This window comes from Flavobacteriaceae bacterium (assembly GCA_003443635.1).
Classification (GTDB): domain Bacteria; phylum Bacteroidota; class Bacteroidia; order Flavobacteriales; family Flavobacteriaceae; genus AU392.
The window spans coordinates 2,195,607-2,217,687 of sequence record CP031964.1; the positions used below are offsets into that span (position 1 = coordinate 2,195,607).

The 22,081-nt window shown below is 30.5% G+C and carries 22 protein-coding genes; 9 read left to right on the forward strand and 13 right to left on the reverse strand.

Annotated elements, in window-relative coordinates; all coding sequences use genetic code 11:
- Positions 1-5: 5 nt before the first annotated feature.
- Both D1817_09950 and D1817_09955 read left to right on the forward strand, forming a co-directional pair.
- Positions 6-953 carry a type IX secretion system membrane protein PorP/SprF gene (locus D1817_09950; GenBank protein ID AXT20187.1) on the forward strand — a complete coding sequence of 316 codons (948 nt, stop codon included), beginning with the start codon at positions 6-8 and terminating at the stop codon, positions 951-953.
- A gap of 12 nt (positions 954-965) precedes the next feature.
- Positions 966-2,864, forward strand: a complete 1,899-nt coding sequence (locus D1817_09955) for a hypothetical protein (GenBank protein AXT20188.1) — start codon at positions 966-968, stop codon at positions 2,862-2,864.
- 352 nt (positions 2,865-3,216) lie between these two features.
- Here D1817_09955 and D1817_09960 read toward each other — a convergent pair whose 3' ends face one another.
- From D1817_09960 to D1817_09990, 7 genes are all read right to left on the reverse strand, one after another.
- Positions 3,217-3,681: a CAP domain-containing protein gene (locus D1817_09960; protein AXT21266.1), complete on the reverse strand. Its 465-nt coding sequence runs from the start codon at positions 3,679-3,681 to the stop codon at positions 3,217-3,219.
- A gap of 229 nt (positions 3,682-3,910) precedes the next feature.
- On the reverse strand, positions 3,911-4,555 hold the full coding sequence (pdxH, locus tag D1817_09965) for a pyridoxamine 5'-phosphate oxidase (GenBank protein ID AXT20189.1): 645 nt from the start codon (positions 4,553-4,555) through the stop codon (positions 3,911-3,913).
- A 57-nt stretch (positions 4,556-4,612) separates the two neighbouring features.
- Entirely contained in the window at positions 4,613-5,518 is a 906-nt protein-coding gene (locus tag D1817_09970; GenBank protein AXT20190.1) for a ribonuclease Z, read from the reverse strand.
- Between the two features lies 1 nt (position 5,519).
- Positions 5,520-5,852, reverse strand: a complete 333-nt coding sequence (locus D1817_09975; GenBank protein AXT20191.1) for a ribonuclease Z — start codon at positions 5,850-5,852, stop codon at positions 5,520-5,522.
- 3 nt (positions 5,853-5,855) lie between these two features.
- Positions 5,856-6,785 (reverse strand): aspartate carbamoyltransferase catalytic subunit, encoded by a 930-nt coding sequence (locus D1817_09980; GenBank protein ID AXT20192.1) that lies wholly within the window; start codon positions 6,783-6,785, stop codon positions 5,856-5,858.
- Positions 6,786-6,824: 39 nt separating this feature from the next.
- Positions 6,825-7,364: a bifunctional pyr operon transcriptional regulator/uracil phosphoribosyltransferase PyrR gene (gene pyrR / locus D1817_09985; protein AXT20193.1), complete on the reverse strand. Its 540-nt coding sequence runs from the start codon at positions 7,362-7,364 to the stop codon at positions 6,825-6,827.
- Positions 7,365-7,510: 146 nt separating this feature from the next.
- A complete protein-coding gene (locus D1817_09990) occupies positions 7,511-9,334 on the reverse strand; it encodes a 30S ribosomal protein S1 (GenBank protein ID AXT20194.1) in 1,824 nt (607 codons plus the stop codon).
- A gap of 272 nt (positions 9,335-9,606) precedes the next feature.
- Here D1817_09990 and D1817_09995 point away from each other — a divergent pair, with 272 nt between their 5' ends.
- Positions 9,607-9,987 (forward strand): LysM peptidoglycan-binding domain-containing protein, encoded by a 381-nt coding sequence (locus tag D1817_09995; GenBank protein ID AXT20195.1) that lies wholly within the window; start codon positions 9,607-9,609, stop codon positions 9,985-9,987.
- A 28-nt stretch (positions 9,988-10,015) separates the two neighbouring features.
- Here D1817_09995 and D1817_10000 read toward each other — a convergent pair whose 3' ends face one another.
- From D1817_10000 to lon, 3 genes are all read right to left on the reverse strand, one after another.
- Entirely contained in the window at positions 10,016-10,717 is a 702-nt protein-coding gene (locus D1817_10000) for a (d)CMP kinase (protein AXT20196.1), read from the reverse strand.
- Positions 10,714-11,736, reverse strand: coding sequence for a penicillin-binding protein (locus D1817_10005; GenBank protein AXT20197.1), 1,023 nt, complete (start codon positions 11,734-11,736; stop codon positions 10,714-10,716). Before D1817_10005 ends, D1817_10000 begins: the two co-directional genes overlap by 4 nt.
- Before the next feature lie 100 nt (positions 11,737-11,836).
- Positions 11,837-14,287, reverse strand: a complete 2,451-nt coding sequence (lon, locus tag D1817_10010; GenBank protein ID AXT20198.1) for an endopeptidase La — start codon at positions 14,285-14,287, stop codon at positions 11,837-11,839.
- A gap of 237 nt (positions 14,288-14,524) precedes the next feature.
- On the opposite strand from lon, the gene D1817_10015 reads away from it, so the two are divergent.
- The 3 genes from D1817_10015 to D1817_10025 are packed head-to-tail and all read left to right on the forward strand — an operon-like array spanning position 14,525 to position 16,372.
- Positions 14,525-15,085 carry an RNA polymerase sigma factor gene (locus tag D1817_10015; GenBank protein AXT20199.1) on the forward strand — a complete coding sequence of 187 codons (561 nt, stop codon included), beginning with the start codon at positions 14,525-14,527 and terminating at the stop codon, positions 15,083-15,085.
- Positions 15,086-15,625: a hypothetical protein gene (locus D1817_10020; protein AXT20200.1), complete on the forward strand. Its 540-nt coding sequence runs from the start codon at positions 15,086-15,088 to the stop codon at positions 15,623-15,625.
- An 18-nt stretch (positions 15,626-15,643) separates the two neighbouring features.
- Positions 15,644-16,372 carry a DUF2807 domain-containing protein gene (locus tag D1817_10025; protein AXT20201.1) on the forward strand — a complete coding sequence of 243 codons (729 nt, stop codon included), beginning with the start codon at positions 15,644-15,646 and terminating at the stop codon, positions 16,370-16,372.
- Between the two features lie 66 nt (positions 16,373-16,438).
- Here D1817_10025 and D1817_10030 read toward each other — a convergent pair whose 3' ends face one another.
- The 3 genes from D1817_10030 to D1817_10040 form a co-directional block, all read right to left on the reverse strand.
- On the reverse strand, positions 16,439-17,236 hold the full coding sequence (locus D1817_10030; GenBank protein ID AXT20202.1) for a hypothetical protein: 798 nt from the start codon (positions 17,234-17,236) through the stop codon (positions 16,439-16,441).
- A gap of 42 nt (positions 17,237-17,278) precedes the next feature.
- Entirely contained in the window at positions 17,279-18,607 is a 1,329-nt protein-coding gene (locus D1817_10035) for an MFS transporter (protein ID AXT20203.1), read from the reverse strand.
- 66 nt (positions 18,608-18,673) lie between these two features.
- Positions 18,674-19,492: a M48 family peptidase gene (locus D1817_10040; GenBank protein ID AXT21267.1), complete on the reverse strand. Its 819-nt coding sequence runs from the start codon at positions 19,490-19,492 to the stop codon at positions 18,674-18,676.
- A gap of 145 nt (positions 19,493-19,637) precedes the next feature.
- Here D1817_10040 and msrB (D1817_10045) point away from each other — a divergent pair, with 145 nt between their 5' ends.
- From msrB (D1817_10045) to lpdA, 3 genes are all read left to right on the forward strand, one after another.
- Complete coding sequence (gene msrB / locus D1817_10045; protein AXT20204.1) at positions 19,638-20,144, forward strand: peptide-methionine (R)-S-oxide reductase; 507 nt, start codon at positions 19,638-19,640, stop codon at positions 20,142-20,144.
- On the forward strand, positions 20,125-20,523 hold the full coding sequence (msrB, locus tag D1817_10050; protein AXT20205.1) for a peptide-methionine (R)-S-oxide reductase: 399 nt from the start codon (positions 20,125-20,127) through the stop codon (positions 20,521-20,523). The genes msrB (D1817_10045) and msrB (D1817_10050) overlap by 20 nt, the downstream gene beginning before the upstream one ends.
- An 89-nt stretch (positions 20,524-20,612) precedes the next feature.
- Positions 20,613-22,004: a dihydrolipoyl dehydrogenase gene (gene lpdA, locus D1817_10055; protein ID AXT20206.1), complete on the forward strand. Its 1,392-nt coding sequence runs from the start codon at positions 20,613-20,615 to the stop codon at positions 22,002-22,004.
- Positions 22,005-22,081 lie beyond the last annotated feature (77 nt).

The following is a 22,081-nucleotide window of genomic DNA, read 5'->3' on the forward strand; positions in this document are numbered from 1 at the left end:
CTATTATGAAAAAAATTATTAAGTATAACTTTATTATTGCTGTAGTCGCACTATTTAGCTGTTCATCAGCAATAGCGCAACAACTACCCCAGTTTACGCAATATATGTTTAATACCATATCTATTAATCCCGCGTATGCTGGTAGTAGAGGAACATTAAATTTTACTGGGCTTCATAGAAGTCAATGGGTAGGATTAGAAGGTGCTCCAGAAACTCAAACCGCTTCTTTACATACACCATTAAGGAATGAAAAAGTAGGCTTAGGTTTATCATTTATTAATGATCATTTGGGATTTGAAAATTTCTCTTATGTTTATGGAGATTTTTCTTATACAATTCAAACTGGTCTAAAAACAAAACTTGCATTAGGTCTAAAAGCTGGATTTACTTTTTTTAACCTTGATCAAGAATTATTAACAGATCCAACAGTTATACCTGACCCATTTTTTAATGAATTCTCTAATCGTATTGTTCCTAATTTTGGGGTTGGTGCATATTGGCATTCAGATAGATGGTATGTTGGTTTATCAGCTCCAAGAATATTAAATAATGATTATAATGAAACCAGAAGTAATGTAAATGCAGAGTTTGTTGCTTTAGAAAGAGTAAATTATTTTCTTACCGCCGGATATGTATTTGATCTTAGTGCTCATACCAAATTTAAACCTTCATTTTTAGCAAGAGCCACTAATGGAGCACCGGCATCTTTTGATTTTACTGCTAACTTCCTATTTAATGAAAAATTTTGGTTAGGAGCTGCATATCGTATTAATGAACGTACTGAAGCATTAGGAGCTTTAGCAGATTTTCAAATTTCAAAACAGTTAAGAATAGGCTATGCCTATGAATATCCTTTATCAGATTTAAGATCATTTACAGGTGGAACTCATGAAATCTTATTAATTTTTGAGGTTTTTAAAAGTAAACGTATTAAATCTCCAAGGTACTTCTAAATATAATCAACTATGAAAACAAAATATTTAATCATATTATTAATTTTCAGCAGTTCGTTCTCGTTTGCTCAAAAGAATGTGGCTGATAAATTTTTCAATAACTATGCTTATATTAAAGCTAGCGAGTTTTATGAAAATGCTTATAATAAAGGAGATGATAGCGAGCATGTATTAACACGATTAGGGGATTGTTATTATAATAATTCTAATTCTGAAAAAGCAGCTTACTGGTATAAATTAGCATTAGAAAAATATCCTAAATTAAATACTGAGTATATTCTTAAGTATGTACAAACTCAACAAAGTTTAGGTAATTATGATGAAGTTGATAAATGGTTAACTTCTTTAAATGAATCAAAACGTAAAAATTCTGAAGAGATTAAAGCATTAATTTCTACTGAACAAACTTTTGTTGATATAAAAAATTTAGAGTTAAATTCTGAGTTTTCCGATTTTGGTGCTATAGTTTATAACAATAAAATATTTTTTGCTTCTAGTAGAAATACTTTTGATGATACTGGTAATAGGAAGTATGGGTGGAATGATGAACCTTTTTTAGATATATATGAAGCTACAGTAACTGGAGAAGAACAAGTAATAAGTAATATTAATTTAATTAATGCTTCAAAAGTAAATACTAAATATCATGAAGCTTCAATTGCCCTTACTAATGATGGTAAAACATTATATTTTACTCGAGATAATGTAAATAAGCGAAATCGATTAGGGTATGATGATGAAGGAACAACACATTTAAAAATATATAGAGCAACTTTAGAGAATGGAAGCTGGGAAAATATTGAAGAGTTACCTTTTAATGATGATGTATCTTCAACTGGTCATCCAACTTTAAGTTTAGATAATAAAAAATTATATTTTGTTTCTGATAGAGAAGGTGGTTTTGGGAGCACAGATATTTATGTAGTAGATATTTTAGAAGATGGTAAATTTAGTGAGCCAAAAAATTTAGGGGATAACATTAATACTTCAGGTAGAGAAATGTTTCCTTTTATTGCTAAAGATAATATGCTTTATTTTTCATCAGACGAAAATATAAATATAGGTTTATTAGATATTTTTAAATCAAATATTTTAAATGATAGTAATGCTCAAGCAGAAAATTTAGGAGCACCTTATAATAGCGGATATGATGATTTTGCTTTCTTTATAGATACAGATAAAGAGTCTGGTTATTTCTCATCTAATCGTCCTGGTGGTAAAGGAGGTGATGATATTTATAGCTTTAACACCTACCAATGTCAACAAATAATTAAAGGTACAGCTAGAAATATTAAAACCAATGAGATATTGCCCAATGTAACCGTTAAATTAATTGACAATACTGGAAAAATCATAAAAGAAACTACATCATCTGCAACTGGAGAATATCAATTTGAAGATGTTAATTGTGATGAAGATTTTACTATTTTAGGATCTGTTCCTGATTATAAGGATGATACTAAACAAGTTAGAACATCTGCTATTAAAAACACAGATTCTACTGTCGATTTATTTTTAACTCCTTTAGTAGATAATTGTGAAATTGTAATAAATCCAATATTCTTTGATTTTGATAAATGGAATATTAGAGCTGATTCTAAAGCTGAATTAGAAAATATTGTTGATGTGATGAATCAGCATCCTGAAATGGTTATTAAAATTGAATCGCATACAGATAGTAGAGGTACAAACAGATACAATATGAGGTTATCAGATAGGAGAGCTAAATCTACTAGAGATTATCTAATCTCAAGAGGAATAGATGCTTCTCGCTTTGAAAGCGCTATTGGTTACGGCGAATCTCAATTGATTAACGAATGTAATGACGATAATAGGTTTAGATGCTCTGAAGCTAAGCATCAAGAAAATAGAAGATCACATTTCTATATTGTAGATTGTGAAGAAGATTAACAATAGTAAATATTAACTATAAAAAAGCCATTCTTTATTTAGAATGGCTTTTTTATGACTCTTAATCAATTAAATTACTTTAAATTGTATACATTAAATGATTCTTAATTCTAACAATTATCATCGTTAGTGCCTATTATGGTTTATTAACTAAGTTAAGTTAATAATGAATTACATTCCTATAATTCACATACTATTAAATTAAAAACCTCTTCTCTCAACTTAATTCTTAATTATATACTTTTAGACATTTATAATTTAAATAATCTTTATAAAGTATTTATAAAAAGAAAGATTGCTTTTAATTAAAAGCAATCTTTCTTTTGAATACATTCTATAAACTAAATTTCCTCTATTTTTTTACAAAAATATTAGTGTAATACCATTTCCCTTCTTCATCTTGTTCAGCAGATATATCTGAAGCAGTAAACTCTCCTTCTATATTTTCTCTATGACCTTCACTATTTAACCATGCATTCACTACAGATTCCGCTGTTGTATATCCAAATGCCAAGTTCTCAGATACTCTTACCGCTCCAACAGAATTTTCTAAGTTTGTCTTTCTTCTAAAAAAATTAGCATGAGAAACATCCTCATTCTCTATCATATAATCTGTATGTGTGTATGCCTCTGCTTTAATTCTACTCATATCTTCTAAAGTAGGCAATCCTATATTTATTCTATGTTGATTGATAAGTTCTAAAATTTCAATTTCTATAGTTTTTGTTTCTGGAACAAAAGAACTTGTGATTTCTGCAACTTCATCTTCAATAGAATTTGAGGAGCAGGAAAAAGACAATAATACGATTAATACCATTGCTGGCAATATAGTAGGTAACTTCATTTTGTAGGTTATTTAAGATTTGGTTCAATAAATATAAATCCCTACTTATAAGTGAAGTGTTAATAAAATGTTAAAATCGATAAACTACGTGCATTTTATCGAAAATAAATGTAAAACATCGATGAAATGCATTAAAAATACATATTTAAGTGTTTTTAATCGATTTAAATATACATTTAAACGATAATTTTATTTTTAAAAATCATGGGGCTAATCTATCTATTTTCCAGTTATAATCTTCTAGTAATTTATAACGTAAACGGTCATGTAATCTATTTGCCCTACCTTGCCAAAACTCAATCTCTACTGGCTTTATAATATAACCTCCCCAATGTTTTGGGCGATTGATTACCTTACCTTCCAGTTTAGCTTCTAGAGTTTTTAAAGTAGTTTTTAATTTTTCTCTACTAATTATTTCACTTTGATTTGATGCAAGTGCTCCAAGTTGACTCCCTCTAGGTCTCGATTCAAAATAACCGTCACTAAGGTTTTCTGCAATTTTTTCTGCTTTACCCTTTATTATAATTTGTTTCTCTGCTGTATGCCAAAAAAAAGACAAACATACATTAGGGTTATTAGCTATTGCTTTTCCTTTTTCGCTATTATAATTTGTATAAAAAATAAAACCTTCAAATGTAAACTGTTTAAGTAGTACTACCCTACTCTTAGGAAATCCATCTAAACCGATTGTAGAAACTGTCATAGCGTTTGCTTCGTCGACAGTATTAGATTGATCTATTTCATAAAACCATTTTTGAAAAAGCTCAATTGGGTTTTCTGGAATATTAGTTTCACTAAGGTCTCCTTTTTCATAAGATTTCCTATAAGCGCTTAAATCATTATTCATAATCTTGTAGTATATTTAGATTACAAAATTAAGGAATTAACAGTGTTAAATTCTTATTTAAATTTCAAATACTTTTCCTGCTTTAGCAAGCTCTACATTTTGAAATATTTCACTAGCTTCTGCTCTAAATTCATTTACATCATCATAGCGTGTAGAATAATGTCCTAATATTAATGTTTTTACATTAGCTAGTTTGGCTATATTCGCAGCTTCTTTAGCAGTAGAATGTTTAGTTTTTTGTGTAAGATGTGCTTGTTTTTCTAAAAATGTAGATTCATGATATAGCAAATCTACATTTTGTATTATGGGTATAATAGCTTCGTTATATGCAGTATCACTACAAAAAGCATAACTTTTAGGTTTAGCCCCACTCATAGTCACTGCTTCATTTTTTATGAGTGTTCCATCTTCATTAACAACATCATACCCTTGTTTCAATTTTCTATAATATGCTTTATCAATATTGGCCTCTTCTGCTGCTCCGATATTTAGTTTACGCTCTCCTTCTTTTTCTTTAAATAGAAAACCATTAGTATAAATGCGGTGATCTAACGGAATGGTAAAAACTTTCACTTTTTCATCTTCAAAAATTAATTCTGAAGATTTAGAGGTGAGTTCATGAAATATAAGTTTGTAATTCGTCCAAGAATCAGATAGTTTCATTTGAAGTGTGATTACTTCTTTTATGCCTTTAGGTGCATAAATATGTAAATCTGTTTCGCGTGTTAATAATCTAAATGTAGAAATTAAACCTACTAATCCAAAATAATGATCTCCATGTAGATGAGAGATAAAAATATGTTTTATACGATTAAATTTTATTTTGTTTTTTCGAAGTTGTACCTGTGTACCTTCTCCACAGTCAATTAAGAATTGATGGTTTCGTATATCTAGAACCTGAGATGTTGGGTTAGTATCAATTCGTGGAGTTGCACTGTGACACCCTAAGATTGTGAGTTGCATATTATATCCCTAAATCACGTTCTATTTCTTCCATTTCAATAATATCATGAGCTTCTTGAAGTGTTGGTACAATAATTAATTCATCAGGGATATTATCAAAATCTATCTTATTTGTAACAATGACAAACGAATGACCAGCTTCACGATGTATATTAGAGGTTTGTAAAAATTCAATCACATCTAAAGTTGTTAATTGCTTTAAACTTGTTAGATTAATAATAATATTATCATTCTCAAATCTGGAATAAATAACTTCAAACTTCTTTACAAGTTCAACAATTGATGCTTTTTCTTGGGTAATAATTGTTGTTGTTCCTTCTTGACTAAAAATCATAGCTTATTGTTTTATTTTAGAGGCTAATAGATAAATAATTGCCATACGAATTGCAACTCCGTTTTCAACTTGATTTAAAATAATTGCTTGGTTGGAATCTGCAACATCACTAGTAATCTCTACTCCCCTATTAATTGGTCCAGGATGCATTATTGTAATTTCTTTATCTAAACCATCTAATAATGCTTTGTTGACGCCAAATTGTTGTGTGTACTCTCTAGTAGAAGGGAAATAACTTATTTCCATACGCTCATTTTGTATGCGTAACATATTAGCCACATCACACCAATTTAAGGCTTTTCTTAAATCTGTTTCCACTTTAACTCCTAACTTATTTATATATTTAGGAATTAAGGTTTTAGGCCCACACACCATAACATTGGCTCCTTGAAGTTGTAATGCAAAAATATTTGATAACGCTACACGGCTATGTAAAATATCTCCTACGATAACTACATTTTTTCCTTTTACTTCTCCTAATGTTTCTCTTATAGAATAAGAATCTAATAAGGCTTGGGTTGGATGCTCATGTGCTCCGTCTCCTGCATTTATAATACTTGCATTAATGTGTTTTGATAAAAATAAACCAGATCCAGGGTTTGGGTGGCGCATTACTACCATATCAACTTTCATCGAAAGGATATTATTTACTGTATCTATAAGAGTTTCTCCTTTTTTTACTGAAGATTGAGAGCTAGAAAAATTAATAACATCAGCAGATAGCCGTTTTTCTGCTAATTCAAATGATAATTTAGTACGAGTAGAATTCTCAAAAAATAGATTGGCAATAGTAATATCCCTTAGAGATGGTACTTTTTTAATTGGTCTATTGATAACTTCTTTAAAGTGGTCGGCAGTTTTAAAAATAAGCTCAATATCCTTTTTGTTTAGATATTTTATTCCTAATAAGTGATTTACACTTAATTCGCTCATTGTGTTTTATATTGATAGGCATTTATATATTGCCTATTGTTAGTTATTAATTAGATAAACAGTATCTTCTCCTTCGTTTTCTTTCCAGTTAACTTTTACTTTTTCTTCATTTATAGCATCTACTTGCCTACCTCTATAATTTGGTTGTATAGGTAAATGTCTACTAAATCGTCGATCTATTAATGTTAATAATTCGACTTCGTTTGGTCTACCAAAAGACTGCATAGCAGTTAATGCTGCACGTATACTTCTTCCTGTATATAATACATCGTCAATAAACACTACTTTTTTATCTTCAATTAGAAAGTTAATTTGAGTACTACTTGCTTCTAAGGTTTTGTCTCCACGTCTAAAGTCATCTCTATAAAAGGTAATATCTAGGTGACCAAGTTTTATATTTTTAATTTTATAATCGTTTTTAAGCATTTCTGCTAAACGATTTGCTAAAAAAACACCTCTTGGTTGTAATCCAATTAAAACAGTATTTGTAAAGTCGTTATGATTTTCAATAAGTTGGCAGGCCAGTCGATGAAGAATGATGTTTACCTCTTTTGCATTAAGTAACACTTTTTGACTCATATTGTATCCAAACGTATTTGGTTTACAAAGGTAATCTAAAATTTTAAAAGTAAAAGACAAATTTTGCTTTATGCTTTTTCATGCATAAAAAAAGCCTTTTGAGATTTCAAAAGGCTTTTTAACATTTATATTAGATTATAAAATACTTATATTTTACCATCCATTTTATCTTTAAGCGCTTGCAACGCATCATTAGCATCTCCTAAAGTAGGTTTTGCTTCTGCTGCTGCTGCTTCAGCCTTCTTAGCTGCTTGCTTAACGATTTTTGCTTCTTCTGCTCTAAATATTGCAGTATGAGAAGCTACTACACGTTTAAATTCTTTATTGAATTCAATAATTTTAAACTCAGCTTCTTCTCCTTTTTTAAGCTTCTTACCATCTTCTTTTTCAAGATGACGAGAAGGTATAAAGGCTACGATATCTTCATTGAATACTACTGTTGCTCCTTTATCTACAATTTCTTCAATAGTTCCTGTATGAGTAGAATCTAATGCGAAATCTTTTTCGTAAGCATTCCAAGGGTTTTCTGTAGTTTGCTTATGACCTAAACTTAATTTACGCCCTTCTACATCTAACTCAAGTACTACTACATCTAACTTATCGCCTACTGCACAGAATTCACTTGGATGTTTAATTTTCTTAGTCCAAGATAAATCTGAAATGTAAATTAATCCGTCTATGCCTTCTTCTAATTCAACAAAAACACCAAAATTAGTAAAGTTACGTACAACTCCTGTATGTTTAGAGCTTAATGGGTATTTAGAAGTAATATCTGTCCAAGGGTCTTGTGATAATTGCTTAATACCAAGAGACATTTTACGATCTTCTCTATCTAAAGTTAAAATTTGTGCTTCTATTTCATCACCAACTGTTACAAAATCTTGAGCAGAACGTAAGTGTGTGCTCCAAGACATCTCAGAAACGTGAATTAATCCTTCAACACCATCTGCAACTTCAATAAACGCACCATAATCAGCAATTACAACTACTTTACCTTTCACTTTATCTCCAACTTTTACATCTTCACCTAAAGCTTCCCAAGGATGTTTACTTAATTGTTTAAGACCTAATTGAATTCTTGATTTGTTTTCATCAAAATCAAGGATTACTACATTAAGTTTTTGATCTAATTCTACAATTTCACTTGGATGATTAATTCGCGACCAAGATAAATCTGTAATATGAATTAATCCATCAACTCCTCCAAGGTCCATAAATACACCGTAAGACGTTACATTCTTAACTGTACCTTCTAATACTTGACCTTTTTCTAATTGACCTATAATTTCTTTTTTCTGTACTTCAATATCAGCTTCAATAAGTGCTTTATGAGATACTACAACGTTTTTAAATTCGTGATTAATTTTCACAACTTTAAATTCCATTGTTTTATTAACATATTGATCGTAATCTCTAATTGGCTTAACATCAATTTGAGATCCAGGTAAGAATGCTTCAATACCAAATACATCTACAATCATACCTCCTTTTGTACGGCATTTAACGAAACCGTTAACAATTTCTCCAGTATCATGAGCTCCATTAACACGATCCCAAGCTTTAATTACTCTCGCTTTTCTGTGCGATAATACTAATTGTCCTGTTGCATCTTCACGTACATCAATTAATACTTCTACTTTATCACCTACTTTTAAATTAGGGTTGTAACGAAATTCATTAAGTGAAATAACACCTTCAGATTTTGCATTAATATCAATAATTGCATCTCTATCTGAGATGTGAATTACTTCACCTTCTACAACTTCATCGTTAAGTGTATCTACGAAATTTTCGGCTACTAATTTTTCAAATTCTTCTAATTTGTCATCTTCTACTGGGTCGATACCTTCTTCGTAGTTATGCCAATTAAAATCTGCTAAAAATTGTTCTGGATTCACTTGTACTTCAGTAGTTACTGGAGTCTCAACTGTAGCTTCTGCTTCAGTTGTATTTTTTTTGTTTTCAGCCATTGCTGATTAAAATTTGTATTCTGCATGCCTTAAGAAGAATTAAGCAAACAACACACAGAAGTGTTATAAATTTAATAGAACCCTTTTTATCTTCAAAATATTTGCTAAAAAGGAGTGCAAAAATACATATATTTTATGGAATTGCCTAACTAGCAATAAAAAATATTAACTACTTGATTTTAAACCTTATATTTTCATTATCCATTTACAAAAAATAAGCTCATAATTCGTTATCTTTATAGTTCTAACAAACACAATAAACATTATCAATTATGACTGTTAAAAGTAAATATCAAGACGTTTTAGATTTAGGACAAGCATTAGAAATTCAAAATGGAGATGTACAGGAAGTAAATGGGCAACTTAAAGTTTCTGGGACAACAAAAACACCTTATGAAAAGAATTTATTATGGGACAAGATTAAAGAAATTGGAGGTGAGAATCCACTAGATATTTCAGCAGATATTAAAGTAGCTGATAATAGCGTTTTTCATAGACATACTGTAAAAAGTGGAGAAACCTTAGGTAAAATTGCTAAACAATATTATGGGAATGCAATGAAATATACTGCTATTTTTGAAGCAAATACAGATATCTTAAAAAACCCAGATATAATCCATCCAAATCAAGAATTAATTATTCCTAATTTATAATTTGAAAAGGCAAACAAAGAAAGGAGTGTTAAGCATTCTTTTCTTTGTTTATGATAGATTTTACAAGGTTTAATATCTTTTCAAACTGTTCTTCAAGGCTCAAGTTAGAATTATCTATTTCTATAGCATCTTTTGCTTTTATTAGTGGAGAATCTTCCCTGTTAGAATCTATATAATCTCGTTTAACAACATTTTTTAAAACCTCATCATAATTTACATCATCTCCTCTATTTAAAAGTTCTTCATAACGCCTTAAAGCTCTTACCTCAGCAGAAGCAGTCATAAATAGTTTTAAATCTGCATTTGGAAATACTACAGTACCAATGTCTCTACCATCCATTACAACTCCTTTTTCTTTTCCCATCTCTTGTTGCTGTTCTACTAATTTGTGTCTTACAGCAGAATTTGCAGCAATAATGCTAACAAAATTAGATACTTCTAAAGTTCTAATATATTTTTCTACATTTTCATTATTTAAATGTATCTCTGAAATCTCTAATTCAGGATTAAACCTAAATTCTAAGTTCACTTTATGGAGTTTTGCTTCTAATTTTATACTATCAAATTGTTTTTCAGAAATAAAATCGTTTCTCATTGCATATAGCGTAACTGCTCTATACATAGCTCCAGTGTCCACATATACATAATTTAATTTATTAGCAAGTTGTTTTGCTATTGTACTTTTTCCTGTAGAAGAGAATCCATCTATAGCTATAGTAATTTTTTTCACCTTAATAAGTCTATTTGTAAACCAAAAAAATTAGCATTAGATGCGCTTGCATATCTCGCATGCGTATAACTAAATCTTAATTTATTGAGTTTTATTCCTAATCCAAATGATAGCCCTGAAAAGTTTCGTTGTTCTAAAATACGTAATTCTTCAGCTCTTCTAAAATTGTAACCCACTCGCAAATTAAATCCTTTTTCAGGAAACAACTCTGCTCCTATTATTAAATGACGAATAGCATTATCAAAGAAATTTATTTTTTCTGAAGTTTGATTTCCATCTAAATCTGTTGTAACTCTTGCAGGGTTTGCTCTTGCAATTGGCCACTTTTGTATATTTTCTACTGTTAAATGCCAGCGTAATGGCAGATACTGTAAAGTTTGAGAAATTCCAAAATCAACTTCAAAAGGTAATGGTTCTTGTTGCCCAGCATATGTAGTAATCTGAGTTCCTAAATTCCTTACTGTTACTGCTGCGTTAAAATCTATGTCTTCATTAATATAAATAAGGCCAGCATCAATAGCTACACCTATAGATGAAAATTCTTCTAATTTTGAAGTTATAAATTTGAAGTTTCCTCCTAAATAAAAATCGCTAAACCCAATTTGTCTTGCATAGCCTATAGATATAGCTACTTCATTACCCGAAAAACCTCCAGTTGAAACACCATTTTCATCAAAACCATCAAACGTACCGTAGTTAATATAAGTAACTCCTACATGAATTGTTTGTGTTCTTCTATCCAAAGTATATGCATAGGCAGCTGTACCATAATTTATTCCTCCTAAAAAACTAGAATAATTTAATGCTAATTGATTATCTAATTCTAAATTTATTGTGGCTGGGTTATATAAAGCTTGTGTTACATCGTAATCTACATTAGTTAACACTTTACCTCCTAAAGCTGCTTGACGAGGTGAAGAGATTAAATTCAAAAATTGATAAGTCGATTCACCTCCTATTTGGGCAAAACCAAAAACAAAAGAGCACAAAATAGAAATAGAGGTAAACAGTTTTTTCATTAAGTTACAAAATAACTAAATCTATCTTAAAACGATAGTACGAACCTTTTATTTTTAAAGTAAAAAATAACCCTCAATTTTAAAAAATGAGGGTTGCTCTCTATAATACTTTAGCATTGGTTACTTTTTGAGATGTTAATGCTAAATCTATAACTTCACTCATTTCTGAAACATAATGAAATGTAAGCCCTTTTAAGTAATCTGCTTTTATTTCTTCAATGTCTCTTTTATTTTCTTTACACAATAAAATTTCTTTTATTCTAGCCCGTTTAGCTGCTAAAATTTTCTCTTTTATTCCTCCTACTGGTAATACTTTACCTCTTAATGTAATTTCTCCAGTCATCGCTAAACTCTTTTTTACTTTACGTTGAGTAAATAGAGATACTAAAGATGTTAACATTGTAACCCCTGCACTTGGTCCATCTTTTGGTGTAGCGCCTTCAGGTACGTGAATGTGCACGTTATAGTTATTAAACACTTCGTTATTTATCCCAAACTCGTCTGCATTAGCTTTAATATATTCCATAGCAATTGTAGCAGATTCTTTCATTACTTTTCCTAAATTTCCAGTAATAGTCATATTACCTTTTCCTTTAGATAAAATAGATTCTATAAATAAAATATCTCCTCCAACGCTTGTCCAAGCTAATCCGGTAACAACTCCTGCTACATTATTATTTTCATATTTATCACGTTCTAGCTTTGGACCGCCTAAAACTTCAATAATATCTTCGTTAGTAGTTTTTAAATTATACTCCTCTTCCATTGCAATATTTTTTGCAGCATATCGCACCATCTTTGCAATTTGTTTCTCTAATCCTCTTACTCCAGATTCACGAGTATAACCTTCTACTATTTTTTCTAATTGTGGTTTTGCAATTTTTAAATCCTTGTCAGTTAAACCATGTTCTTTAAGTTGCTTTGGCAACAAATGCTTTTTTCCTATTTCTACTTTTTCTTCAATAGTATACCCAGTAACATTTATGATTTCCATACGATCTCTTAAAGCCGGTTGAATAGTTCCTAAGCTATTTGAAGTTGCTATAAACATTACTTTAGATAAGTCATAACCCATTTCTAAGAAATTATCATAAAATTCAGAGTTCTGCTCTGGGTCTAAAACTTCTAACATTGCAGAAGAAGGATCTCCTTGATGTGAATTTGAAAGCTTATCAATCTCATCTAAAACAAAAACTGGATTTGAAGTTCCTGCTTTCTTTAGACTTTGGAGAATACGTCCTGGCATTGCACCTATATATGTTTTACGGTGCCCTCTTATTTCTGCTTCATCTCTCAAACCCCCTAAAGAAATACGCACGTACTCTCTACCTAATGCTTCTGCAATAGATCTTCCTAAAGAAGTTTTACCTACTCCTGGAGGGCCATATAAACATAATATTGGAGATTTCATATCATTACGTAACTTTAGTACAGCCAAGTATTCTATAATACGACGCTTTACATCATCTAATCCATAATGATCTCTATCTAATATTTTCTTTGCACGTTTTAAATCAAAAATATCCTTGCTAAATTCATTCCAAGGTAACTCTAAAAATAAATCTAAATAATTGCGTTGTATGGAATATTCCGCTACTTGGGGATTCATACGCTGCATTTTAGAAATCTCTTTATTAAAATGTGCTTTTACTTTTTCATTCCAATTTTTCTCAAGCGCACGAGCTTTCATTTCTTCCACTTCTTCTTCATAACTCACACCACCAAGTTCTTCTTGAATAGTTTTCATTTGTTGGTGAAGAAAATATTCGCGCTGTTGTTGATTCATATCGCTTTGAACCTTAGATTGAATATCGTTCTTCAGTTCTAGCTTTTGAAACTCCATGTTCATATACTTTAATGTCATTAAAGCACGTTCTTGTAAATCTCCCGTTTCTAAAAGATCTTGCTTCTCTTGAACCGAAAGATTCATATTAGAAGATACAAAATTGATTAAAAACGAATTACTTTCAATATTTTTTATTGCAAATGAAGCCTCACTCGGAATATTAGGGCTCTCTTTTATAATTTGAAGTGCGAGATCTTTAATAGAATCTATGATCGCTATAAATTCTTCGCTATTAATTTGAGGAGTCGTTTCTGCAACTTCTCTTACTGTTGCATTCATATAAGGCTCTTCTGTAAGAATCTCTGCTACTTTAAAACGTTTTTTACCTTGTATAATTACAGTAGTATTACCATCTGGCATTTTTAAAACTTTTAAAATACGAGCTACTGTTCCGGTTTCATTAATATCTTTAGCTGTAGGGTTTTCAACGGTTTCATCTTTTTGAGATACAACGCCAATAACCTTACTTCCTTTATTAGCATCATTAATTAATTTAATAGATTTATCTCTTCCTGCAGTTATAGGGATTACTACACCAGGAAACAATACTGTATTTCTCAACGATAATATAGGTAAAGTTTCTGGTAAAGCTTCATTATTAATTTCCGCTTCATCTTCAGTAGTCATTAATGGAATTAATTCAGAGTTTTCATCAAACTCTTGAAATGACAAACTGTCAAGGCTTACAAATTTTGATTTCGACATATTATTTATAGGTCATTCTGTCATAAAAACAGAATTATTTTATTTTTTAATTTATATACATTAGTAAAAACACCATTTTAAATCCTGTAAATTAGATGTTTTAAGGCTATATTACATTAATATAAACCAATTGTTATGCCATACTAAACAATATATTCTTAAATAAAAACAAACTTTTTTAATCAAAACTGTAACAGCTATCATTTTTTCTCATCATTCATATAAACAATTAGCTTTTTGCAACTAACCAATCAAAACATCGAGCAGCTTATACAGCTATGTATTGCAGATAATCAATTTGCACAAATGGAGGTTTATAATCGATATTATAAAGCAATGTATAATACCGCTTACAGAATAGTAAAAGATCGTTTTGTAGCAGAAGATGTAATGCAAGAATCGTTTTTAACAGCATTTATAAAGTTAAAAACACTAAAAGAAATAGCAACTTTTGGATCTTGGCTTAAGCGAATTGTAATAAATAATAGTATTCATTATTTTAATGCAAATAATAAATACACAGAAGTTCCTTTAGATAATGTATTGTATAAAACTGAAGATAGTATAGGCATGACGTCAGATTGTGAGTTTACAAACTTAAAAGCTAAGCAAGTTTTAGAAACTATGAAAACCTTGAAAGATAATTATAGGATCTCACTTACATTACATTTAATTGAAGGGTATGATTATGAAGAAATAAGTACGATAATGAATATGTCTAATGCCAATTGTAGAACAACAATCTCAAGAGCAAAAGACAGTTTAAGGAAACAATTACAACACCATATAGTAAGATAAATGAAAGATAATATACATACATTATTTGATAATATAAAAGATGATTTTGATATAGAAATGCCAAATATCGGGCATGATAAGCGTTTTTTAGATAAATTAAACACACAGCATATTGTCACAAATACACCAAAAAGAAATTTTTGGAAGCCTTTTATAGGTATTGCTGCCTCCATTACATTATTAGTGTCATTATCTGTATTAATGCCTAGAGAAGATGTAGTTCCAGATCTTGCTAGTATTTCTCCAGAAATGGCAAAAACAGAATCTGTATTTAATGTTACACTTCAAAATGAATTGAAAAAGATTAATGCAGAAGAATATCCTGAATATCAAGAATTAATTGTAGATGCTTTATTTGAAATTAAAGTATTAGAAGAAGGTTATAATCAATTAATTTATGGATTAAAAGAAAACCCTGAAGATCAACTCATTTTATCTGCAATGATCTTAAATTTTCAAAGTAGAATAGACGTATTACAAGATGTAATGCAGGAAATAGAGAATATGAAAAAATTAAATAACAACACAACTATCATATAAACATTAAATTATTAAATCATGAAAAAATCAATTACACTATTAGCTGTTACTCTAATGTTTGTTAGCGTCACAAATGCTCAAATTTGGGGGAACAAAAAAGTAAAAGGTAACGGAAATGTTACGACAGAAACAAGAAATACTGGAGATTACGATGGTATTAAATGTGCTGGAAATATGGACTTTATTTTAGTAGCTGGTAATGAAGGAAACATTACATTAGAAGGCGAATCTAATTTATTAGAACACATTGTGACAGAAATTAAAAAAGGAGATTTGATTGTTAAGGTCAAAAAAGGAGTTAGTTTAAAGGCTAGCAATGGTAAAACTATAAAAATTACTATTCCTTTTAGAGATATTAATAAAGTATCACTTGCTGGATCTGGAGATGTAGTAACTCAAGATAAAATTAATGCTAATAATTTTAGTGTGTCTTTAGCTGGTTCCGGTGATATGATCTTAGATATCGAAGCGAGAGATCTAAAAGGAAGCTTGGCTGGTTCTGGAGACATTACATTAAAAGGTAGTACAGGTGATTTTAAAGTTAGTTTGGCTGGATCTGGAGACATTCACGCTTTTGATTTACAAGCAGATAATGTTAACGTATCTTTAGCTGGATCTGGAGATATTAAAGTTACAAGTAATGGAAGCCTAAAAGCATCTGTAGCTGGATCTGGAGATATAGAATATAAAGGAAATCCTAAAGTCACTAAAAAAGTTGCTGGATCCGGAAGTGTTTCTAAAAACTAAAAAAGTTTAGATAAAATAAAAAAAGCATTACCTATTAGGTGATGCTTTTTTTATCTCTTATTTTTTTTAATTCAATGTAAAAGAAGATAGCTCTTGGACTTGTGTTGTTGTTGTATTATTATCTATATCTTCTACTGTAGATTCCACTCTAATTATACCTACATCTAAAGCAAAATAATAAGTACTAACAACCTCTGTTGTGGGTAATCCTGGTCCAGAGTCGCTAAACTCGACAGTTAAAGTTTGTTGAGCTTTTATCACTGGAGAAAATAGTTCTCCATTAACCATCAAAGACATGTCTCGCTCTAAAATCTCAACTTCAGAAGTATAATTTGCTGTTATTCCTGGTATTGCGGGTACTGTAGGAGATAAAGGTTCGAAACTAGTTTCTATTTCAAACGCTTCTGTCCAAGTAGAGCCAGTATCAACATTATCTCTTAAAATAGTATACTCATAACCATCTTGTGTTAAACGATATAAGCCTTGCAAATCTGCCGTTAATTGTCCTAATCTAACAAAATAAACACTTTCTTCTTGTCTAACAAATGTATCTAAATCTAAATTATCAAGAGCTCCATTAGCTGCAATAGCTGAGCTTAAAAAATTTTCGACAGTAAAATATGTATTGCCTCCTATAACTTCTGTTCCGTTTAATTCTAAAACAGATGATGTTATAGATTGCCCATCTTGAGTTACATCATAAGTCCAAGTATTATTTATAGCCATTGGCCAATAACTGTCTGTTGAAGCAATAATTGGGTCATTAAAAGGTTCAAAATCTACAGGTTCGTTATCACAAGAAAACAATGCTAAAAAGCATATAGGCAATATTATAAATGAATAAAGAAGTTTTATAGTTTTCATAATAAATTTAAGATTTGGTTAATTATATAAACATAACATATTTTAATTTAAATTATTCTCTCTTGGCACTCTAAAGAGTAAAAGCATCCCAATAATAAAAAATAAAATAAAAAATAAAATTGCATATCTAATACTACCTGTTATTTGCGCCACATACCCATAACTTAACATTCCTATTACTATTCCAATTTTTTCTGAAACGTCATAAAAACTAAAATAAGAAGCGGTGTCAACTGCTCCTTGAGGAATAAACTTAGAATATGTAGATCTAGATAGTGATTGAATTCCACCCATAATAAGTCCTACTATTGTAGCAGTAATATAAAATTGTAAGGGAGTCGTAATAGTATATGCAAAAACACAAACTCCTATCCATATTATGTTTAATACTATTAAAACAGCAATATTTCCAAATTTAGAGGAAGCCTTGGAGGTTAATATTGCTCCTAAAATTGCAACTAGTTGAATTAAAAGAATACTAATAATTAAACCTGTTGTAGGGTCTGTAGTACCCCAGTTTAACTCCTCAATTCCAAAATAAGTTGCTACCAACATAATTGTTTGAACTGCCATACTATAAACAAAAAATGCAATTAGGTATCTTTTTAAAGGAATATTAATTTTAATTTGTTGCCAAATTAATTCTAATTCCTTAAAACCATTAAAAATCACATTTCTTGTAAACTTCTTATTTTCAGAATTTTTGGGGAGATGATAAAAAGTATATTGACTAAATACAATCCACCATACTCCTGTTAAAATAAAAGAAAGTTTTGTGGGTAGTGCTTCACTTTTAAAACCAAACGTATCATAAAACAATATCATTACAAGGCATATAACTAATAAGATTACGCTGCCAAAATAGCCCATCGAAAATCCTTTAGCACTAATACTATCCTGTTGTTCTGGAAAAGCAATATCTGGTAAATAAGAGTTATAAAACACTAAACTAGCCCAAAAACCTATCAATGCCAGAAAATAACACAATAACCCAAACCATAAATAATCTATTGAAAACCAAAATAATCCTATACAAGAAGTTGCTCCCAAGTAACAAAAGAATTTCATAAAAACCTTTTTGTTACCCATAAAATCTGCAATACCACTTAACAATGGACTTAAAATAGATACCATTAAAAAAGCAGCAGCTGTAACATAAGATATTAGAGTATCATTATTAAAATCATAACCTAGAAAAGTAACTGTATCATTAAGGATCTCTCCTGTTTCAGTGTCTTTTACCAGAGTTAAAGCTCCGTAAAAAATCGGAAAAATTGCAGATGCTATAACTAAGCTATATACGGAGTTAGCCCAATCGTAAAACGCCCAAGCATTCAATAATTTTTTATCTCCTTTTTGTAATTGCTTCATAATAAAAAGCTGCTCTTTTTATGAGCAGCTCCTAAAATAAACATTTATTTTTTTCTAGAATGGCTTTTAATTCCTAAAGCTTGTTATTCCAAATTTTTTAGCTTCTAGCTTAGCATTTTCAGAAAGTGATGCTAAATTGGCTATTCTTGAATCGTTAGAAGGATGGGTACTTAAAAATTCTGGTGGAGCTTGTCCTCCACTGTTTTCTTTCATACGTTTCCATAACTCACTAGCTTGATCTGGATTATAACCCGCAATAGCCATTAATAAAATTCCTATTTCATCAGATTGCTTTTCGTGAGCACGACTAAATGGTAATATTCCAGCTACATTGGAAACTACTCCATAAGATTGATTAAAAATATTTCTTGATTGTTCATCTTCTAAAGCAATGTTACCAGCTAAAGAAAGGCCTTGCTGTATCATTCCTGCACTCATTCGTTGTTGTCCATGATTAGCTAAAGCATGTGCTACTTCATGTCCCATAATAGCTGCTACTCTAGCTTCTGTATTTGCTATTGGTAAAATGCCTGTATAAAATACTACTTTTCCACCTGGCATAGCCCAAGCATTTACTACTTTATCATCAACCAAGTTATACTCCCACTTATAATCTTTAAGATATCCTTGATATCCATTGGCATCCAACCAACGTTCAGCTGCTACGGTAATTTTTTGACCAACTCGCTTGATCATTTCTGAATCAGAAGTACCTTTAACCACTTTATTTTCAGATAAAAATTGATCATATTGTTGAAATGCAGTAGGAAACAATGTATTATTTCCAGTGCCAGGGAGTGCTAATGTTTTCTTTCCTGTAAAGGGGTTAGTAGCACAAGATAAAAACAGTAAAAGCATTACTAAAATTACTATTTTCTGTTTAATTTTCATTAATAAAGAGTTTTTAATATTGAATGTTAAAAATACAAAAAATAGACTTTATAAATTAACCTGATTCATTATTTTTATGATCTTATAAGATTTCATAATTTACTACGACTATTTATATAAATATGTAATTTACATTTAAATGAAAAAGCTATTAGTATTTACAGTTTCGTTATTGATTTTTAACTGCAGTGGTAATGCGCAAAAAAATCAAGAAAACAAAGAAGATAAAGTTTATCCAGTTACTAAAACTGAAGCAGAATGGAAAGTACAACTTACTAATTCACAATATTATGTGTTACGTGAAGCAGGCACAGAGCGCCCATTTAGTAGTCCTTTAAATAAAAATTACAATGAAGGAGTTTATGTATGTGCAGCCTGCGAAACACCTTTATTTAAAAGTGAGCACAAATTTGACTCTAGAACTGGATGGCCAAGTTTTGATAGAGAAATAAAAGGAAATGTTGAATTTGATGTAGATTATAAAATCGGTTATGCAAGAACAGAGGAACATTGTGCAACTTGTGGAGGACATTTAGGGCATGTGTTTAACGATGGCCCAAGGAATACTACTGGAAAGCGTCATTGTATTAATGGAGTTGCATTAAAGTTTGTACCAAAAGAAAAAAATGAACAAAGCAAAGGTTAATAAAACAGAAGCTGAATGGAAAAAGCAGCTTACTGAAGAAGAATATAGAGTTTTAAGACAAAAAGGCACTGAGCGTCCTCATACAGGGAAATATAATCTTCATTTTGAAGATGGTACATACAAATGTAATGCCTGCGATCAAGCCCTTTTTGAAAGTGGTAGTAAGTTTGATGCTCATTGTGGATGGCCAAGCTTTGATGAGTCTATTCCTGGTACTGTAGACCGTGTTTTAGATAAAAGTCATGGAATGCTTCGTACAGAAATTATTTGTTCTAATTGTAAAAGTCACTTAGGGCATGTGTTTAATGATGGTCCTACAGAAACTGGTGAACGCTATTGTGTAAACTCTGTTAGTATAGATTTTGAAAAACCAGAGTAATTTCATTCTCAAATAAATTTCTATCAAGCATTTAAAATTCGATTTTGGTTTCGTAAATTCGTGGCTTCAAATTAAGATAAAATTACACAATGAGTAAATACGATATTATAGTTCTTGGAAGTGGTCCTGGTGGATATGTAACAGCAATTAGAGCCTCTCAACTTGGGTTTAAAACTGCAATTGTAGAAAAAGAAAACCTAGGAGGTGTATGTTTAAATTGGGGATGCATTCCAACTAAAGCGCTTTTAAAATCTGCTCAAGTATTTGAATATTTAAAACATGCAGATGCATATGGGTTATCTGTAAAAGAATTTGATAAAGATTTTGATTCTGTTGTAAAGCGTAGTAGAGGTGTAGCAGATGGAATGAGCAAAGGTGTTCAATTTTTATTAAAGAAAAATAAAATTGATGTTATCAACGGTTATGGTAAAGTAAAAACAGGTAAGAAAGTTGCCGTAACTGGAGAAGATGGAAATACTACAGATTATCAAGCAGATCATATTATTATTGCAACTGGAGCTCGTTCTAGAGAATTACCTAGCTTACCTCAGGATGGTAAAAAAGTAATTGGGTATCGTGAAGCTATGACCTTAGAATCTCAGCCAAAAAAGATGATTGTTGTAGGTTCAGGAGCAATTGGTGTTGAATTTGCATATTTTTACAATTCAATGGGAACAGAAGTTACTATTGTAGAATATTTACCAAAGATTGTTCCAGTAGAAGATAATGACGTCTCTAAGCAATTAGAGCGTTCTTTTAAAAAGAGTGGCATTAAAATAATGACTTCTGCTGAAGTAACTAGTGTAGATACTTCTGGTAAAGGTGTTAAAGCTACCATTAAAACTAAAAAAGGAGAAGAAATATTAGAAGCTGATATCGTTTTATCTGCAGTAGGTATTAAAACAAATATTGAAAATATTGGTTTAGAAGATGTAGGAATTGCTATAGATAGAGATAAAATTTTGGTGAATGATTTTTACCAAACAAATATTCCTGGATATTATGCAATTGGAGATGTAACACCTGGTCAAGCTTTAGCACACGTTGCTTCTGCAGAAGGAATTTTATGTGTTGAAAAAATTGCGGGACAACATGTCGAAGCTTTAGATTACGGAAATATTCCTGGTTGCACATATTGTACTCCAGAAATTGCAAGTGTTGGTTTAACCGAAGTACAAGCCAAAGAACAAGGTTACGATATTAAAGTAGGGAAATTTCCATTCTCTGCTTCTGGAAAAGCTAGTGCTGGTGGAAATAAAGATGGGTTTGTAAAAGTAATTTTTGATGCTAAATACGGTGAATGGCTTGGATGTCATATGATCGGAGCTGGTGTAACCGATATGGTCGCTGAAGCTGTTTTAGGTAGAAAGTTAGAAACGACTGGTCATGAAGTATTAAAAGCAGTACACCCACATCCAACCATGAGTGAAGCTGTTATGGAAGCTGTTGCTGATGCTTATGGTGAAGTGATTCATATTTAAATAAAATTAAAAATCATATTATAAAAAAGACGATTCAGAATCTAGAATCGTCTTTTTTATTTTTATCTCAAAATTAT

What these genes read in the sequence shown, in the direction of transcription:
- D1817_09950 (AXT20187.1), top strand. Translation starts at nt 6, where the DNA reads ATGAAAAAAATTATTAAGTATAACTTTATTATTGCTGTAGTCGCACTA.
- D1817_09955 (AXT20188.1), top strand. Translation starts at nt 966, where the DNA reads ATGAAAACAAAATATTTAATCATATTATTAATTTTCAGCAGTTCGTTC.
- D1817_09960 (AXT21266.1), bottom strand. Translation starts at nt 3,681, where the DNA reads ATGGTATTAATCGTATTATTGTCTTTTTCCTGCTCCTCAAATTCTATT.
- pdxH (AXT20189.1), bottom strand. Translation starts at nt 4,555, where the DNA reads ATGAATAATGATTTAAGCGCTTATAGGAAATCTTATGAAAAAGGAGAC.
- D1817_09970 (AXT20190.1), bottom strand. Translation starts at nt 5,518, where the DNA reads ATGCAACTCACAATCTTAGGGTGTCACAGTGCAACTCCACGAATTGAT.
- D1817_09975 (AXT20191.1), bottom strand. Translation starts at nt 5,852, where the DNA reads ATGATTTTTAGTCAAGAAGGAACAACAACAATTATTACCCAAGAAAAA.
- D1817_09980 (AXT20192.1), bottom strand. Translation starts at nt 6,785, where the DNA reads ATGAGCGAATTAAGTGTAAATCACTTATTAGGAATAAAATATCTAAAC.
- pyrR (AXT20193.1), bottom strand. Translation starts at nt 7,364, where the DNA reads ATGAGTCAAAAAGTGTTACTTAATGCAAAAGAGGTAAACATCATTCTT.
- D1817_09990 (AXT20194.1), bottom strand. Translation starts at nt 9,334, where the DNA reads ATGGCTGAAAACAAAAAAAATACAACTGAAGCAGAAGCTACAGTTGAG.
- D1817_09995 (AXT20195.1), top strand. Translation starts at nt 9,607, where the DNA reads ATGACTGTTAAAAGTAAATATCAAGACGTTTTAGATTTAGGACAAGCA.
- D1817_10005 (AXT20197.1), bottom strand. Translation starts at nt 11,736, where the DNA reads ATGAAAAAACTGTTTACCTCTATTTCTATTTTGTGCTCTTTTGTTTTT.
- lon (AXT20198.1), bottom strand. Translation starts at nt 14,287, where the DNA reads ATGTCGAAATCAAAATTTGTAAGCCTTGACAGTTTGTCATTTCAAGAG.
- D1817_10020 (AXT20200.1), top strand. Translation starts at nt 15,086, where the DNA reads ATGAAAGATAATATACATACATTATTTGATAATATAAAAGATGATTTT.
- D1817_10025 (AXT20201.1), top strand. Translation starts at nt 15,644, where the DNA reads ATGAAAAAATCAATTACACTATTAGCTGTTACTCTAATGTTTGTTAGC.
- D1817_10030 (AXT20202.1), bottom strand. Translation starts at nt 17,236, where the DNA reads ATGAAAACTATAAAACTTCTTTATTCATTTATAATATTGCCTATATGC.
- D1817_10035 (AXT20203.1), bottom strand. Translation starts at nt 18,607, where the DNA reads ATGAAGCAATTACAAAAAGGAGATAAAAAATTATTGAATGCTTGGGCG.
- msrB (AXT20204.1), top strand. Translation starts at nt 19,638, where the DNA reads ATGAAAAAGCTATTAGTATTTACAGTTTCGTTATTGATTTTTAACTGC.
- msrB (AXT20205.1), top strand. Translation starts at nt 20,125, where the DNA reads ATGAACAAAGCAAAGGTTAATAAAACAGAAGCTGAATGGAAAAAGCAG.
- lpdA (AXT20206.1), top strand. Translation starts at nt 20,613, where the DNA reads ATGAGTAAATACGATATTATAGTTCTTGGAAGTGGTCCTGGTGGATAT.